This window comes from Streptomyces sp. NPDC005784 (assembly GCF_042871525.1).
Classification (GTDB): Bacteria; Actinomycetota; Actinomycetes; order Streptomycetales; family Streptomycetaceae; genus Streptomyces.
This window is the reverse complement of record NZ_JBIAIQ010000005.1, coordinates 292,406-307,861: the sequence shown is the minus strand read 5'-3', so window position 1 is coordinate 307,861 and position 15,456 is coordinate 292,406. Positions and strand designations below refer to the sequence as shown.

General features: G+C 70.7%; 13 protein-coding genes. 3 read left to right on the top strand and 10 right to left on the bottom strand.

The window, feature by feature from the left end; genetic code table 11:
- Nucleotides 1-36: 36 nt before the first annotated feature.
- The 6 genes from pdxT to pgsA form a co-directional block, all read right to left on the bottom strand.
- Nucleotides 37-642, bottom strand: a complete 606-nt coding sequence (gene pdxT, locus ACFYR3_RS11755) for a pyridoxal 5'-phosphate synthase glutaminase subunit PdxT (RefSeq protein ID WP_351130312.1) — start codon at nucleotides 640-642, stop codon at nucleotides 37-39.
- 4 nt (nucleotides 643-646) lie between these two features.
- Complete coding sequence (gene pdxS / locus ACFYR3_RS11750; RefSeq protein ID WP_355839993.1) at nucleotides 647-1,561, bottom strand: pyridoxal 5'-phosphate synthase lyase subunit PdxS; 915 nt, start codon at nucleotides 1,559-1,561, stop codon at nucleotides 647-649.
- 130 nt (nucleotides 1,562-1,691) lie between these two features.
- On the bottom strand, nucleotides 1,692-2,237 hold the full coding sequence (locus tag ACFYR3_RS11745) for a hypothetical protein (protein WP_355839587.1): 546 nt from the start codon (nucleotides 2,235-2,237) through the stop codon (nucleotides 1,692-1,694).
- Nucleotides 2,238-3,058: 821 nt separating this feature from the next.
- Nucleotides 3,059-4,219: a glycosyltransferase family 4 protein gene (locus ACFYR3_RS11740; protein ID WP_355839589.1), complete on the bottom strand. Its 1,161-nt coding sequence runs from the start codon at nucleotides 4,217-4,219 to the stop codon at nucleotides 3,059-3,061.
- The gene (locus tag ACFYR3_RS11735; protein ID WP_355839591.1) at nucleotides 4,216-5,166 is read right to left on the bottom strand and encodes a phosphatidylinositol mannoside acyltransferase; all 951 of its coding nucleotides are present in this window, start codon (nucleotides 5,164-5,166) and stop codon (nucleotides 4,216-4,218) included. Before ACFYR3_RS11735 ends, ACFYR3_RS11740 begins: the two co-directional genes overlap by 4 nt.
- Nucleotides 5,163-5,885, bottom strand: a complete 723-nt coding sequence (gene pgsA / locus ACFYR3_RS11730; RefSeq protein ID WP_355839995.1) for a phosphatidylinositol phosphate synthase — start codon at nucleotides 5,883-5,885, stop codon at nucleotides 5,163-5,165. The genes ACFYR3_RS11735 and pgsA overlap by 4 nt, the downstream gene beginning before the upstream one ends.
- Before the next feature lie 218 nt (nucleotides 5,886-6,103).
- Between pgsA and ACFYR3_RS11725 the strand changes: the two genes are divergently transcribed.
- Both ACFYR3_RS11725 and ACFYR3_RS11720 read left to right on the top strand, forming a co-directional pair.
- Nucleotides 6,104-8,299 carry an elongation factor G-like protein EF-G2 gene (locus ACFYR3_RS11725; RefSeq protein WP_355839593.1) on the top strand — a complete coding sequence of 732 codons (2,196 nt, stop codon included), beginning with the start codon at nucleotides 6,104-6,106 and terminating at the stop codon, nucleotides 8,297-8,299.
- A gap of 171 nt (nucleotides 8,300-8,470) precedes the next feature.
- Nucleotides 8,471-10,138 (top strand): hypothetical protein, encoded by a 1,668-nt coding sequence (locus ACFYR3_RS11720; protein WP_355839595.1) that lies wholly within the window; start codon nucleotides 8,471-8,473, stop codon nucleotides 10,136-10,138.
- A 60-nt stretch (nucleotides 10,139-10,198) separates the two neighbouring features.
- On the opposite strand, the gene ACFYR3_RS11715 is transcribed toward ACFYR3_RS11720, so the two are convergent.
- Nucleotides 10,199-10,759: an HIT domain-containing protein gene (locus ACFYR3_RS11715; protein WP_355839596.1), complete on the bottom strand. Its 561-nt coding sequence runs from the start codon at nucleotides 10,757-10,759 to the stop codon at nucleotides 10,199-10,201.
- Nucleotides 10,760-10,826: 67 nt separating this feature from the next.
- Here ACFYR3_RS11715 and ACFYR3_RS11710 point away from each other — a divergent pair, with 67 nt between their 5' ends.
- Nucleotides 10,827-11,483: a potassium channel family protein gene (locus ACFYR3_RS11710; protein ID WP_355839598.1), complete on the top strand. Its 657-nt coding sequence runs from the start codon at nucleotides 10,827-10,829 to the stop codon at nucleotides 11,481-11,483.
- Between the two features lie 55 nt (nucleotides 11,484-11,538).
- Here ACFYR3_RS11710 and thrS read toward each other — a convergent pair whose 3' ends face one another.
- The 3 genes from thrS to ACFYR3_RS11695 all read right to left on the bottom strand — a co-directional run bounded on the left by thrS (nucleotide 11,539) and on the right by ACFYR3_RS11695 (nucleotide 15,409).
- Entirely contained in the window at nucleotides 11,539-13,515 is a 1,977-nt protein-coding gene (gene thrS / locus ACFYR3_RS11705; RefSeq protein WP_355839600.1) for a threonine--tRNA ligase, read from the bottom strand.
- Nucleotides 13,516-13,628: 113 nt separating this feature from the next.
- Entirely contained in the window at nucleotides 13,629-14,846 is a 1,218-nt protein-coding gene (locus ACFYR3_RS11700) for a hypothetical protein (protein WP_355839602.1), read from the bottom strand.
- Entirely contained in the window at nucleotides 14,843-15,409 is a 567-nt protein-coding gene (locus ACFYR3_RS11695; RefSeq protein WP_355839604.1) for a DUF4365 domain-containing protein, read from the bottom strand. The genes ACFYR3_RS11700 and ACFYR3_RS11695 overlap by 4 nt, the downstream gene beginning before the upstream one ends.
- Nucleotides 15,410-15,456 lie beyond the last annotated feature (47 nt).

Here is a 15,456-nt window from a genome sequence, read left to right as displayed (position 1 = left end):
CCCAGACATTGGGAGCCTGGGAAGACCCCACAGATCCTACAAGGACGCCGGTGTCCGGTTCGCGCGCACCATGTCGACGAACAAACCGTGAACACGGTGGTCGCCCGTCAGCTCCGGGTGGAACGACGTGGCGAGCGCGTTTCCCTGGCGTACCGCGACGATGTGGCCCTCGTGCTCGGCGAGCACCTCGGCCTCGGCGCCCACGGACTCGACCCAGGGCGCGCGGATGAATACGCCCTCCACAGGATCGCCCTCGACGCCGCGGACGTCGACCGCCGCCTCGAAGGACTCGTTCTGGCGTCCGAAGGCGTTGCGGCGCACGATCATGTCGATGCCGCCGATGGTCTCCTGGCCCGAGCGCGGGTCGAGGATCTTGTCGGCGAGCATGATCATGCCGGCGCAGGTGCCGTAGACCGGCATGCCGTCGCGGACTCGCGCGCGCAGGGGCTCCATCACTCCGAAGAGGACGGCCAGCTTGGAGATGGTGGTGGACTCGCCGCCAGGGATGACAAGACCGTCGATCTCGGCGAGTTCCTCGGGGCGCCTTACCGGCCTGGCCACGGCGTCCGCCGCGGCCAGGGCGATGAGGTGCTCCCGTACGTCGCCCTGGAGAGCCAGGACGCCAATGACAGGAGTGCTCATGTGACTACCAGCCGCGGTTGGCGTAGCGCTCGGTCTCGGGGAGGGTGTCGCAGTTGATGCCGACCATGGCCTCGCCGAGGTTGCGGGACGCGTCCGCGATGATCTTCGGGTCGTCGTAGAAGGTGGTGGCCTTCACGATGGCGGCGGCACGCTTGGCCGGGTCGCCGGACTTGAAGATGCCGGAGCCGACGAAGACGCCCTCGGCGCCGAGCTGGCGCATGAGCGCGGCGTCGGCGGGGGTGGCGACACCACCGGCGGAGAACAGGACGACCGGGAGCTTGCCGAGCTCGGCGACCTCCTTGACGATCTCGTACGGGGCGCGCAGCTCCTTGGCGGCGGCGTACAGCTCATTGTTGTCGAAGCCGCGCAGCCTGGCGATCTCGTTCTTGATCTGGCGCAGGTGGCGGACGGCCTCGACGACGTTGCCGGTGCCGGCCTCGCCCTTGGAGCGGATCATGGCCGCGCCCTCGGCGATACGGCGCAGGGCCTCGCCCAGGTTGGTGGCGCCACAGACGAAGGGGGTGGTGAACGCCCACTTGTCGGAGTGGTTGACCTCGTCGGCCGGGGTGAGGACCTCGGACTCGTCGATGTAGTCGACGCCGAGGGACTGCAGGACCTGGGCCTCGACGAAGTGGCCGATGCGGGACTTGGCCATCACCGGGATGGAGACCGCTTCGATGATCTCCTCGATCATGTTCGGGTCCGACATCCGGGCGACGCCGCCGTCCTTGCGGATGTCGGCGGGGACCCGCTCCAGGGCCATGACGGCCACGGCGCCGGCGTCCTCGGCGATCTTCGCCTGCTCGGCGTTGACCACGTCCATGATCACGCCGCCCTTGAGCTGCTCGGCCATGCCGCGCTTGACGCGGGCGGTGCCGATCGCGGTGTTCTCAGAGGACTGGGCGGAGTTGGAGAGCATGCTGGACACGGGTTGACCTCACTGGGTGAAAGAGGATTTCTGCACTCCGAGGAAACGCGAGGTGACCAGTCCACTGCAAGGGCCAATGGGGAGGCGGTGGATCGTTTTCCTTCCGGCCCACCCCTGTCCATCAGGTCGTCGGGCGGTCCGCCAGGGCCGTCGGGGGCTCGTCGTCCATCTCGAAGGCCATCGGGAACGGGGCGTGGCCCGCGAGGTGGAACCAGCGGACCTTGCGGTGGCGGCGCAGGGCGCGGGCGGCGCGTACGGCGTCGTTGTGGAAGCGCCGTGCCATCGGCACCCGGCGTACGGCCTGGGCCAGCTCGCCGGCCGCCTCCTCACCGCCGGGCACCTGGCGGACAGCCTCGACCTGCTGTGTCTCCCCGAACACCGCGCGCAGGGCCTGGCTGAGCTCGCTCTCGGCCACCTCGCGCTGCTCCTCCTCCGCCTGCCGGGCCGCGTGCGCCGCTTCGTAGAGCACGATCGAGGCGGCCGGGTCGAGCACGCCGGAGGTGGCCAGCTCCTGGGTCACGGAGGCCCGGCGCAGCAGCTGCGCGTCGAGGGCGGCGCGGGCGGCGTCGATGCGGGCGTGCAGCCGGTCGAGACGCCCGGCGGTCCAGCTCAGATAGAGGCCGATCACGACAAGGCCGACGAGGATCCAGATGAGGGTTGCGGTCACGGGCGGCAAGGCTACCCGTGTGGGCGCGCGGGCCCCTCAGGTCCCGTGCGCAACGTGGGCCACCCTGTCGGGACGACGAGTCGGACGGGTTCCCGGCGGGGCCCCGACGCTTGGACTGCCGCGTGGGGCGGCGCGCGCGAGGCACGGGCCGCCGCACCCCGTTGCCCGGGTCCGCGGGATCCGTGAAAGCCGGGTGCGCGCACCCGGCTGGGCGGAACACGCCGTGCGGCGCGAGGGGCGGAGGCGTCCGCTGGGCAGCCGCCCGGCCCGAGTGGGCCGGACCGTCGGGTTCAGGCCGTTCTCGGCTCGGGCCGCCGGGGAAGCGGACCGGCCTGCCCGCACGCGGGAGTACGGCTCCGCAACACCCCGAGCCCAGCACGGGAGTGCGGCACGGGGCCGGTTCGGTGGGCCGATTCAGTGGGCCCGCTGGTTCCCGCCGGAAAGCGGGGTCGGCCTCCCCGCGCGCGGGTTGTGCGTTCCGCGGGCCCAGAGCTCCATGCTGAACGACTGGCTCTTCCCCGCTCGGGAGCGCGGCGCGGGACCAGCTCACGCCAGGCCGGCTCAGCAGGCCGCCCGCGTCCCGCTGGCGACGCGGACTGCGCTCCCCCGCACGGGAGTGCGGCACGGGCCCGGTGTGAGAGGCCGTCGGCAATCCGTCCAGGAAGCGGACCGGCCGCGAGAGGCCCGTCCGGACGCGGACCGGCCACCCGCGCGCGGGAGTGGCGGTGCTGCGGCGTGCCGGGCCGCACGCGGGACGTACGGTTTTCCCCGCCCGGGAGTCCGGCGCGGGGCCCGTTCGGTTCGGGCGGGTCCGGACTCGTTCAGTCCCGGGCCAGGCCGAAGCGGGCCCGGAAACCTGTGCGTTCGTCTGTGGCGACCGCGGCGGCGCCGTCCGTGACCGTCTCGTACACGGACAGGATGTCCGCACCGACCGTCGACCAGTCGAAGCGCCGTACATGGGCGCTCCCCCGCTCGCGCAGTCCGGCCCGGCGCTCCGGGTCGGCGAGCAGGCGCACCGCGGCGGCGGCCAGGGCGTCCGCGTCCTCGTTGGCGAACAGCTCACCCGCGGAGCCCTGGTCGAGGACCTGGGCGAACGCGTCGAGATCCGCGGCGAGCACCGGCGCTCCGGCGGACATCGCCTCGACCAGGATGATCCCGAAGCTCTCGCCGCCGGTGTTGGGCGCGACGTAGAGGTCGATGCTGCGCAGGAGGCGGGCCTTGTCCTCGTCGCTGATCATGCCGAGGAACTCGACGCGCGAGCGCATCTCGGCGGGCAGCGACTCCACGGCCTCCTTCTCGTCGCCGCGTCCGGCGACCAGCAGTCGCGTCTGCGGGCGCTCGGCCAGGATCTTCGGCAGCGCCTTCATGAGCACCGGCAGGCCCTTGCGGGGCTCGTCGATGCGGCCGATGAAGCCGATCGTGTCGCCCTGCCATTCGGGCTTGGGCTTGGCACGGGCGAAGAAGTCGACGTCGACGCCGTTCGGGATGACGACGGCGTCACCGCCGAGGTGCTCGACGAGGGTGCGCCGGGCGTACTCGCTCACGGCGATCCGCGCGCTGATCTTCTCCAGGGCGGCCTGGAGGATGGAGTACGCGGCGATCATCGCCCGGGAGCGCGGGTTGGAGGTGTGGAAGGTGGCGACGATGGGCCCCTGCGCGGCCCAGCACGCGAGCAGGCCGAGCGACGGGGAGGTCGGCTCGTGGATGTGGATCACGTCGAAGGTGCCGTCGTGCAGCCAGCGCCGTACCCGGGCCGCCGACAGGAAGCCGAAGTTCAGCCGCGCCACCGAGCCGTTGTACGGCACCGGGACAGCGCGGCCGGCCGAGACGACGTACGGCGGCAGGGGGGTGTCGTCGTCCGCGGGGGCGAGGACGGAGACCTCGTGCCCCAGGCCGATGAGATGCTCGGCCAGGTCGCGGATGTGGAACTGGACGCCGCCCGGGACGTCCCAGGAGTACGGGCAGACGATGCCGATCCTCACGGGTTCCTCTTCTCGGGATCCCCGGAAGAGGACCCCTCTTCGGGAGCCTTCCCGGGGTCGAGGTCCTTGAGCCACAAACGCTGCAACATGTGCCAGTCCTCCGGGTGGTCGGCGATGCCGCTGGCGAAGGCGTCGGCCAGCGCCTGTGTCATGACAGACGTCTTCTCGGCACGGGTACCTGACTCGGGGACCTCGACGGGCGGATGCACCTGCCCCCGCATGACGGGCGAGTCGTCGTACCAGAGCGTCACGGGCAGGAGGATGGCGCCGGTCTGCTGGGCGAGCAGGGCCGGTCCCGCGGGCATCCGGGTCGCCTCGCCGAAGAACTCCACCTCGACGCCCGACGCGGACAGGTCCCGTTCGGCGACCAGGCAGATCAGTCCGCCGTCGCGCAGGCGCCGGGCCAGTGTGGCGAACGCGGCACCGCCGCTGTGCGGCAGGACCTCCATGCCGAGGCCCTCGCGATAGGCGACGAAACGGTCGTACAGCGATTCGGGCTTGAGGCGCTCGGCGACGGTCGTGAACGGCGTCTTCAGCCCGGTGGTGACCCAGGCGCCCGCGAGGTCCCAGTTCGCCATGTGCGGAAGGGCCAGGATGACGCCCCGGTCGGAGGCGATCCCGTCGGTGAGGCGGTGCGCGTCCTTGATCTCGAACCCGTTCCGTACCCGCTCCTCGCTCCACGCGGGAAGGCGGAACGACTCCATCCAGTAGCGCAGGTACGAGCGCATGCCGGCCCGGGAGAGCTCGGCGAGCCGCTCGGGTGTCGCGTCCGGCACCACGCGCGCGTAGTTGCTCTCCAGGCGCTGGACCCCCTTGCCGCGCTTCTTCCAGGCGACGTCGGCGATCGCGCGGCCGAGGCGCACGGCGACCGGCTCGGGGAGCTTCTTGACGGTGCTCCAGCCGAGAGCGTAGGCGCCGTCCACCAGCCGGTCCTGCAGGCTGGTCACGAGGTGGCCTCACTGTTCTGGGCGGCGACCGCGGCATCCGCCTCGGCGGCCTCCCGGCGGACCGTGACGACGCGCTGGATCAGCGTGACGAGGCTGCCGACGGCGACGATCCACAGCGCGATGGGCAGAAGCACCTGGATGCCCGGCACACCGAACGTGTGCAGGCCCGCCAGACCTGCCGCGACAAGCGAGATCACCAGCCGTTCGGCGCGCTCGACGAGGCCGTTGACGGCGACCGGCAGACCGATCGACTCACCGCGGGCCTTGGTGTACGACACCACTTGGCCGCTGGCGAGGCAGAAGATCGAGACGGCGCACAGGACATTGTCGTTGCCGTTGCCCGCGTACCAGAGCGCGAAGCCGCCGAAGATCGCGCCGTCGGCGACCCGGTCGAGCGTGGAGTCCAGGAAGGCGCCCCAGCGGCTGGCGCGGCCGAGCTGGCGCGCCATGTTCCCGTCGACCAGGTCGGAGAACACGAAGAGCGTGATGACGATCGTTCCCCAGAAGAACTCTCCCCTGGGGTAGAAGACCAGCGCGCCCGCCATGACTCCGGCCGTGCCCAGGAGGGTGACCGTGTCGGGGCTCACCCCCCGGCGGATGAGAAACGCGGCGAACGGTGTGAGAACACGCGTGAAGAATGCACGCGCGTACTTGTTCAGCATGGCCTTCCCGAGGGTCGGTGTCGCCGGGCGGCCCCTGCTGGCCGTCGGCTGGCCCATCGTAGCCACGCGTGCGCTTGTGCGATGGCCGGGCACCCGCACCCCGTGTCACGACCCGATGCCGCCGGTGTCACGGCGCGATCGCGTCCACCGTATGGACGCACCGTGACGCGAGTGCAAAGCTCGAAGACACCGCGGGCGTCACCGGTGCCGCCACCGCACGCGGCCCGGCATGTCCCGCGCCCACAGAGACCTCACCGTGCACGGGAGGCAAGGCCATGGGCGACAAGGCGAATGCACACACCGGAGCCGCCGGCAGGGCTACGGCGGCCGACCACCCCGCGTCCGTACGGAATGTGGTGCTGGTCGGCCACAGCGGATCGGGCAAGACGACATTGGTGGAGGCTCTCGCGCTGACGGCGGGAGCGGTGAACCGGGCGGGCCGCGTGGAGGACGGCGGCACCGTCTCCGACTACGACGAGATCGAGCACCGGCAGCAGCGTTCGGTGCAGCTCTCCCTGGTACCCGTCGACTGGGACGGATACAAGATCAATATCCTGGACACCCCCGGGTACGCCGATTTCGTCGGGGAACTGAGGGCCGGTCTGCGAGCGGCGGACGCGGCCCTTTTCGTCGTCTCGGCCTCGGACGGGGTGGACGGCTCGACGCGGATGCTGTGGGAGGAGTGCGCGGCCGTCGGCATGCCTCGGGCCATCGTGGTCACCCACCTCGAATCGGCCCGGTCGGACTTCGAGGGGATGACCCGGACCTGCGCGGAGGCCTTCGGCGGGGAGGACCCCGACGCCGTACTGCCGCTGTATCTGCCGTTGCACGGCGCCGAGGCACCGGACGGGCACGCGCCCGTGACCGGCCTGATCGGACTGCTCACCCGGCAGCTCTTCGACTACTCCTCGGGGGAGCGCAAGGAGGCGGAGCCGGGACCCGAGCAGCAACCGCTCATCGAGGCGGCCCGTAACCGGCTGATCGAGGGGATCATCGCCGAGAGCGAGGACGAGACGCTCATGGACCGCTATCTCGGCGGCGAGGAGATCGACCTCAAGACACTCGTGCAGGACCTGGAACGGGCCGTGGCACGAGGGACTTTCTTCCCGGTGCTGGCCGCCGCGCCGGCCGCCGAGGGAGCCCGGCAGGGGCTCGGCACGGTCGAGCTCCTCGAACTGATCACCGGCGGCTTCCCCACCCCGTTGGAGCGCCCGGCGCCCACGGTGACCACGCCGGACGGCGCGGCGCGCGAGGTGCAGGCCTGCGACCCGGACGGGCCCCTAGTCGCGGAGGTCGTCAAGACCGCGTCCGACCCGTACGTGGGCCGCATCTCCCTGGTCCGGGTCTTCTCCGGAACCCTGCGCCCCGACGAGACGGTGCACGTCTCCGGGCACGGGCTGACCGACCGCGGACACGAGGACCACGACGTCGACGAGCGGATCGGCGCCCTGTCCGGGCCGTTCGGAAAGCAGCAGCGCGCCCTCACGCACTGCATCGCGGGCGACCTCGCCTGTGTGGCGAAGCTGAACCGCGCCGAGACGGGAGACACCCTGTCGGCCAAGGGCGACCCGCTGCTCATGGCACCGTGGCAGATGCCCGACCCGCTGCTCCCGCTCGCCATCGAGGCGCACAGCAAGGCGGACGAGGACAAGCTCTCGCAGGGGCTCGGCCGACTGGTGGCCGAGGACCCCACGATGCGTCTGGAGCAGAATCCGAACACCCATCAGGTCGTCCTGTGGTGCCTGGGCGAGGCGCACGCGGACGTCGCCCTGGAACGGCTGCGCAACCGGTACGGCGTGCAGGTCGACGTGGTCCCGCACAAGGTCTCCCTGCGGGAGACGTTCGCCGACCCGTCCACCGGGCGCGGTCGCCATGTGAAGCAGTCCGGCGGGCACGGCCAGTTCGCGATCTGCGAGATCGAGGTCGAACCGCTGCCCGGCGGCTCGGGCATCGAGTTCGTCGACAAGGTCGTCGGCGGCGCCGTGCCCCGGCAGTTCATCCCGTCCGTCGAGAAGGGTGTGCGCGCCCAGGCCGCCAGGGGCGTGGCCGCCGGCTATCCGCTCATCGACGTACGGGTCACCCTGCTCGACGGCAAGGCGCACTCGGTGGACTCCTCCGACGCCGCGTTCCAGACGGCGGGCGCGCTCGCGCTGCGCGAGGCGGCCCGCGACACCAGGATCCATCTCCTGGAGCCGGTGGCCGAGGTGACCGTCCTGGTCGGCGACGACTACGTCGGCGCGGTGATGAGCGACCTGTCGGGGCGGCGCGGCCGGGTCGTCGGCACCGAGCAGGCGGGCGGCGGGCGCACGCTCGTACGGGCCGAGGTGCCGGAGATCGAGATCGGGCGGTACGCCGTGGATCTGCGGTCGATCTCGCACGGCACCGCGCGCTTCGACCGGCGGTACGCGCGGCACGAACCCATGCCGCAGCAGATCGCCGAGCGGCTCCGCGAACAGGCCCCCGGCACCTGAAGGTTGGGCGACTTCCTCGGGGGACTTCATCCGTCGGTGGGCGGCTTCGGCCGTCCGCCGACGAATGTCCGCCGCGGCCGATACTCTGAGGACCTGATCAAGACGAAGACCTGATCAACAGGTGTGCGGGACACCGAAGTCGGGAAAGCCGCAGGAGCGGGTGCGGCGGCGATGGGGGCGGAAGTGGCGTTCGACGGTTTCGATTTCACTCCCGGGGCGCAAGTGCCGCTCACGGGCACCGCGGGGCAGACGGCGGCGACCTTCGCGCTGGCCTCGGCTGCGTACCGCGACAGTCCGGTGGAGGAGATCCTCAAAGCCGACAACGAATGGCACCAGTCCACCGTCAAGGCCGGGCGGATCAAGCTGTTCGCGCCGAATCTCGGCGAGGCCTTCTCGGGAGCCGTCACGGCCCGCATGCTGGGCGCGGGCCGCAAACCGCTCATCCAGTCCTTCGGAACCGAGCCGCAGGTCATCGTGGAGCACTGTCTCGCGGCGACCAACATCCGCCGGGAGCGCGACAACTGGCTGTCGGCCGTCATGGTGCTGTGCGGGCTGCTGTTCCTGCCCGGACTGATCGTGTGGCTGCTGGTCTTCCAGATCCGTACGCAGATCGCCAAGCGCGCGGACAAGCGCGGTTCCGCGCTCGGCACCACACTCCTGATCGCCGTCGGCGCGCTGGCCGTCCTCTTCCTCGTCCGCATGCCGTTCACGGGCTTCTGGGCCTGGTACGCGCGTGCCACGGTGGTCCTCCCCGTCGTCGGCTGGCTGTGGGCGAAGCAGATCTGCGAGCGCACCGCCAAGGATCTGCGGGCCCGCTGGGACAACCTGCTGTCGGGCGGCGGCATCGGCGCCAAGATTCCCGAGGCGGTCCCCGGCAGCCCCGGCGAGACGGCGGCGGAGCGGCTGCGTCAGGCGCTCGCCCGGCTGACCGCGGAGCAGCAGTCCAACTCGGTCTTCTACGCGGGGCCCAAGGGCATACTCGGCATGGGCACCCGCTGGGGCAGCTGGCAGCTCGCCGAGGACCTGGTGGCGCGGGACGCGAAGAAGGAGATCCACCCGTTCCGCAGCTGGGACGTCATCCGCAACATCCACGACCAGTTGCGCATGCTGGAGCGCGGCCCGCTCAACACCGGTGGTTTTCCGGCGCCTTCGATAAAGCACTGGATCGTCACACCGATCGGCGAGAACGCGAAGGCGGTGTCACGGCCGGGCGGCACGGACGTCGACGCCTACACGATCAAGACGCACGCCGTGCAGGACATCTGCAACAAGCAGCAGTTCGGCAGCGGCGACCGGCACTATCTCGGGGTCCAGTGGACGCTCTGGGACGGCCAGTTGATCATCACCATGATGATCACGGTGACCGTGCTGCACCAGACGCTGCGCATCGAGGTGACCGGGCACGCGCTGGGGCCGGTGAACCCGCTGTTCACCAGCAAGCCGGAGGCGCCGACCAAAGAGGTCGCGAAGGCCGTCAAGTTCTGGGAGACCCGCAAGGTGAGCCTGCCGCTGGTCACCGCCGACGAGGTCGTACGGCTCGCGGCGCGGGCGCCCCTGACCTGGTATCCGCCGCTGCTGAACTGGATCGGCGGGAGTCTGGAACTGCCCGAGCCGTTCGGGGTGCGGCACGCCTGGGCCGATCAGCCGTGGCGGCACCGCTTCATGGCGGACGACGCGCTGCGGGCCGCGACACCCGTGCTGCGCGTGGTGCACACGGCGGCGATCAAGGTCCTCGAGGAGAACGGCGTCGACACGGAGAAGTTCGGCAACCGCTCGGCCTTCCTCAGCACGGCGGTGCAGGATCCCGCGCCGCGCAAGGCCGACCTGTACGACGCGTAGCCGCGCGACGGGCGGGGCGCCCCGACGGGTGCCCCGCGCCGGGCCGCGTGGCGGGCCGGACTACGACGTGGGCCAGGCCTCCGCCAGCATCTTGCGGGTGTCCGCGAGGAGTTGGGGCAGGACCTTGGTGTGGCCGACGACCGGCATGAAGTTGGTGTCGCCGCCCCAGCGGGGCACGATGTGCTGGTGCAGATGGGCGGCGATGCCGGCGCCCGCGACCGTGCCCTGGTTCATGCCGATGTTGAAGCCATGGGCACCTGAGGCGGTGCGCAGGGCGGTCATGGCCTGCTTGGTCAGCTCACCGAGTTCGGCGGTCTCCGGCCCGGTCAGGTCCGTGTAGTCGGCGACGTGCCGGTAGGGCACGACCATCAGGTGCCCGCCGTTGTACGGGTAGAGGTTGAGCACCGCGTACACCTGCTCCCCGCGCCTCACGATCAGCCCGTCCTCGTCGGACTTGGCCGGAATCGAGCAGAAGGGACAACCGTCCTCGGCCCCCGGGCCGGTGGGCTTGTTCTCGCCCTGGATGTAAGCCATCCGGTGGGGCGTCCAAAGGCGCTGGAACGCGTCCCGCGTTCCGACTCCGATCTGCTGCTCCGGCTCACTCGTCATGTGTTGCAGCATATTGCTTCGCCCGTTCGCGGCGTGTCGGCGGGTACCGGGCAAAGGCGCCTCCGGCGAAGCTGTGGCCATGGACGACGACAGCCCGATGACCCGCTGGGAGCAGCGCACCGAGGTACCACTGGGGGTCGCGTCACTGCTGTTCCTCGCCGCGTACGCGGTCCATGTGCTGGCACACGGTCTGCCCCAGGCCGGGCGGGACGCCTGCCTCGCGGTGATCATGGTCACCTGGGCGGCATTCCTCGTCGACTACCTGGTGCTGTGGCGGCTGAGCGGACAGGGCCCCCGGTTCGTTCACCGCCACCTGCTGGACACCGTGGTGCTCGTCCTGCCCCTCCTGCGTCCCCTGCGGGTCGTCAAGCTCTACGACGCCGTGCTGCGGCGCCGCGGAGAGCCACGGCTCCCGCTGTACGCGCGGGTGATGTTCTACGCGGGCATCGCGGTCCTGCTGCTCGGCTTCTCGGGTTCCCTGGCCGTCTACCAGGCGGAGTACGCGGCGCCGCACGCCACGATCGTCACGTTCGGCGACTCGGTGTGGTGGGCCGCCTCCACGCTCTCGACCGTCGGGTACGGGGACGTGACGCCGGTGACGCCGAGGGGGCGCGTGATCGCGGTCGCCATGATGGTGTGCGGTCTGGCACTGCTCGGGGCGGTGACGGGGTCGTTCTCCTCGTGGCTGCTGCAGGTGTTCTCGCGCGAGGGCGACGAGAAGCCCCCGGGGCGCTGAACTTCCCGGGGGCTTCGCGTCACGTGCTGACGGCCGGGGTGCCGACCGGCGCCGATCAGACCTGCGCGCGCTCCTCGACGACCTTCGCGATCTTGGCGATGGCCTCGTCGAGGGGGATGCCGTTCTCCTGCGAGCCGTCGCGGTAACGGAAGGAGACGGCACCGGCCGTCATGTCCTCGTCGCCCGCGATGACCATGAAGGGCACCTTCTGCTTCTGCGCGTTCCTGATCTTCTTCTGCATACGGTCCGAGGACGCGTCGACCTCGACGCGCAGGCCCTTCTTGCGGGCCTCGGCGGCGAACTTCTGGAGGTACTCCACGTGCGCGTCGCCGATCGGGATACCGATCGCCTGGACGGGCGCCAGCCACGCCGGGAACGCGCCCGCGTAGTGCTCCAGGAGCACGGCGAAGAACCGCTCGATGGAGCCGAAGAGCGCACGGTGGATCATGACCGGGCGCTGCTTGGAGCCGTCGGGGCCGGTGTACTCCAGGTCGAAGCGCTCAGGCAGGTTGAAGTCGAGCTGCACGGTCGACATCTGCCAGGTGCGGCCGATGGCGTCCTTGGTCTGCACGGAGATCTTCGGGCCGTAGAACGCGGCGCCGCCCGGGTCCGGGACCAGCGGGAGACCCTGCTTCTCGGCGACCTGGCGCAGTGTCTCGGTGGCCTCTTCCCAGACCTCGTCCGAGCCGACGAACTTCTCCGGGTCCTTGGTGGACAGTTCCAGGTAGAAGTCGGTGAGGCCGTAGTCGCGCAGCAGGTTCAGGACGAAGGTGAGCGTCTTGTCGAGCTCCTCCGCCATCTGCTCCTTGGTGCAGTAGATGTGCGCGTCGTCCTGTGTGAAGCCCCGGGCGCGGGTCAGGCCGTGCACGACGCCCGACTTCTCGTACCGGTACACGGTGCCGAACTCGAAGAGGCGCAGCGGCAGTTCACGGTACGAACGGCCGCGCGCGTCGAAGATCAGGTTGTGCATCGGGCAGTTCATGGGCTTGAGGTAGTAGTCCACGCCCTCGTCGAGCTGCATGGGCGGGTACATGCCGTCGGCGTACCAGTCCAGGTGGCCCGAGGTCTCGAAGAGCTTCCCCTTGGTGGCGTGCGGGGTGTAGACGAACTCGTAGCCCTCCTCCTCGTGCCGGCGGCGCGAGTAGTCCTCCATGACCCGGCGGATGACGCCGCCCTTGGGGTGGAAGACGGCGAGGCCGGAACCGATCTGTTCCGGGATGGAGAACAGGTCCAGCTCGTTGCCCAGCTTGCGGTGGTCGCGCTTCTCGGCCTCGGCGAGGAAGTCGAGGTGTGCCTTCAGCTCCTCCTTGGAGGGCCAGGCGGTGCCGTAGATGCGCTGGAGCATGGGGTTCTTCTCGCTGCCGCGCCAGTACGCGGCGGCGTTGCGCATCAGCTTGAAGGCCGGGATGTTGCGGGTGGTGGGCAGGTGGGGACCGCGGCAGAGGTCCTTCCAGCACAGCTCGCCGGTCTTGGCGTCGAGGTTGTCGTAGATGGTCAGCTCGCCGCCGCCCACCTCGACGTTCGCGCCGTCGTCCGTGGACGCGGAGCCCTTGATGCCGATGAGCTCCAGCTTGTACGGCTCGGCCGCCAGCTCCTCGCGGGCGTCCTCGTCGGTGACGACGCGGCGGGAGAAGCGCTGTCCGCGCTTCTGGATCTCCTGCATCTTCTTCTCGACGGCCTTGAGGTCCTCGGGCGTGAACGGCTTCTCGACGTCGAAGTCGTAGTAGAAGCCGTCCTTGACCGGCGGGCCGATGCCCAGCTTGGCGTCGGGGAAGAGCTCCTGCACGGCCTGGGCCATCACGTGCGCGGTGGAGTGGCGCAGGATGTTCAGGCCGTCCTCGGAGGAGATCTCGACGGGCTCGACCTCCTCGCCGTCCTGCACCTCGTACGCGAGGTCCCTCAGTTCGCCGGCGACGCGGGCCGCGACGATGGTGCGCTCGCCGGTGAAGAGGTCGGCGGCCGTAGTGCCCGTCGTCACCACGCGCTCTTCCCGCTCGGAATCGCGTTGGATGATCACACGGACCTCTGACACCGGACTCTCCTGACTGAAGGCGACTCCACACCACATACGGCATGGCATGGCAATGCCCCGAATCCTACCGAGCCCGGGGTCCCCTCCGCGAAACGGTTGTGGACAGTGCGCCGTCAGTCGCCGCTGCACGCCTCCTCGAAGAAGTCCAGGTTCTCCTGGAGCGACTTCATCAGCCGGTCCCGCTCGGCCTCGTCCACCTGTACGGGTACGACGCCGGAGGCGTCCGTGAGCCTGCGGAATCCGCCGCGGCTCTCCAGCCGCCCGTGCACCCGCACCGGCAGCCCGACCAGATGGGCCTGGCCCGCTATCCGGTACGCCTCCTCGTCGAGGGTCATCCGGACGTGCGGGACCTCGGCGCCCGCGATGACCCGCAGCCGTACGGTGCCCTCCCCGCGCGGGCCCGACCTGCGCATCCGGACCACGGCGCCGGTGATCCGCACGGGCACGGACGGCTCCTCGCGGAGATAGCGGGCCCCTGCCTCGCGCAGCACGGGCAGATCGCCGGGCGAGAACTCGACGGGCTCGGCGGGGTTCGCGCCGCCCTCGGGGACTCCCGCGGCGGGCGACCACTCGACGGTGATCCGGGCCCCCTCGGTGCCGCGGACGAGAGCCACCAGGGCTTCCATCAGTTCATGGCTGACGCCCGCCTCGACGGCCGCGTCGAAGGCGTCCATGCCGCCGGTGGCCCGCTGGTAGTCGATGGCCTCGCGGGCGGCGCAGAGCGCCTCGTGCAGTCGTACGGCGAGCGGCCGACCGGTGGTGACGGGCACGAACGCGGTGAGTCCTCGACCGCCCGGTTCCGCGCCCACCAAGACGTTCTCCAGGGCGGCACCGGCGGACCTGCGGTGGCGGGCGCCGTAATAGCCGGCACGCGCGCGTGTGGCGAGCGAGCCCGCGAGCAGCATCTGGCGGGCGGCCCCGCGCAACTGCTCCTCGACGGTCCAGGGCGCCGCGCCCACGGGACCGGTCGGCACCTCCCGCCACCAGCGGATCTCGTCGCTGGGCACGGCAAGGCCGACGAGCACGTCGCGCGCGGACGGGGAACCGCTGCGGGCAAGCGCGACGAGGGCCTCGCCGAGAAGGTCGTCGCTGTCGGGGAAGGCCCGGTTCTCCGGCACCAGCAGGCTGGTGCCGCCGCCCCCGGGCCCCGGTGGGGTCCACCGGCCGTACCGTCCGGCCGCTCCCCCGCGGCGCTGCCAGCCGTGCCGTCGCAGCAGCGCGCCGAAGACGGCGGGGTCGACCTGGTCGGGGGTGGGCGGATCGTTCCAGAACGCTTCGGCGGGGTGCGGCCTGACCGGCCTCAGTACCTCGCCGATGGGGCGGTGTGTCATGGTCTGCCTCCCGTCCCGACCCTCGTCATGATCTCGCAGAGGGCCCGGTCGTCGAAGATCCGGGCCGTCTGGATGCGGACGGTGGTCCGGCGCCGGCCCGTGATGGCGTGCCCGGCGAGGTTGATCCAGTAGCAGCAGTGCCGCAGATCGAGCCGGTCGTGGCTGGCGCGCAGCCAGTCGTCCTGGGATCTGGGCACGAGCATCACGACCAGGATCTTGTGCACCGAGACCGGGGTGCGCGCGAGCTTCGCCAGGTGCTCGTTGTCGAGCGTGAAGGAGAAGGCGGGCCCCGGAGGGTTGGGCGGGATCTGGTACGTGCACTTGAGCTGCACCTTGATGGTGACTTCGTCGTCGACCGTGTGCCCGGGGGCGCTGTGGCTGACGTGCCAGTCGATGCCGTTGTCCGGAAACGGCTGGGACAGTGAACAGCCCGCGGCCGCCGCGACGGCGTGCAAGTAGCCCACCTGCAAGGTCTCCATGCAGGCGGTGGTGGCGAGTGATCCGCGATGGGGTGCCGTCCGCTGGGGCAGCAGCCCGCCCCGTTCGGGCTGCGCGAGTGCCATGAGTCCAACAGCCTTCCAGGCTTGATGTATCCGCGCGACGGGTCGCT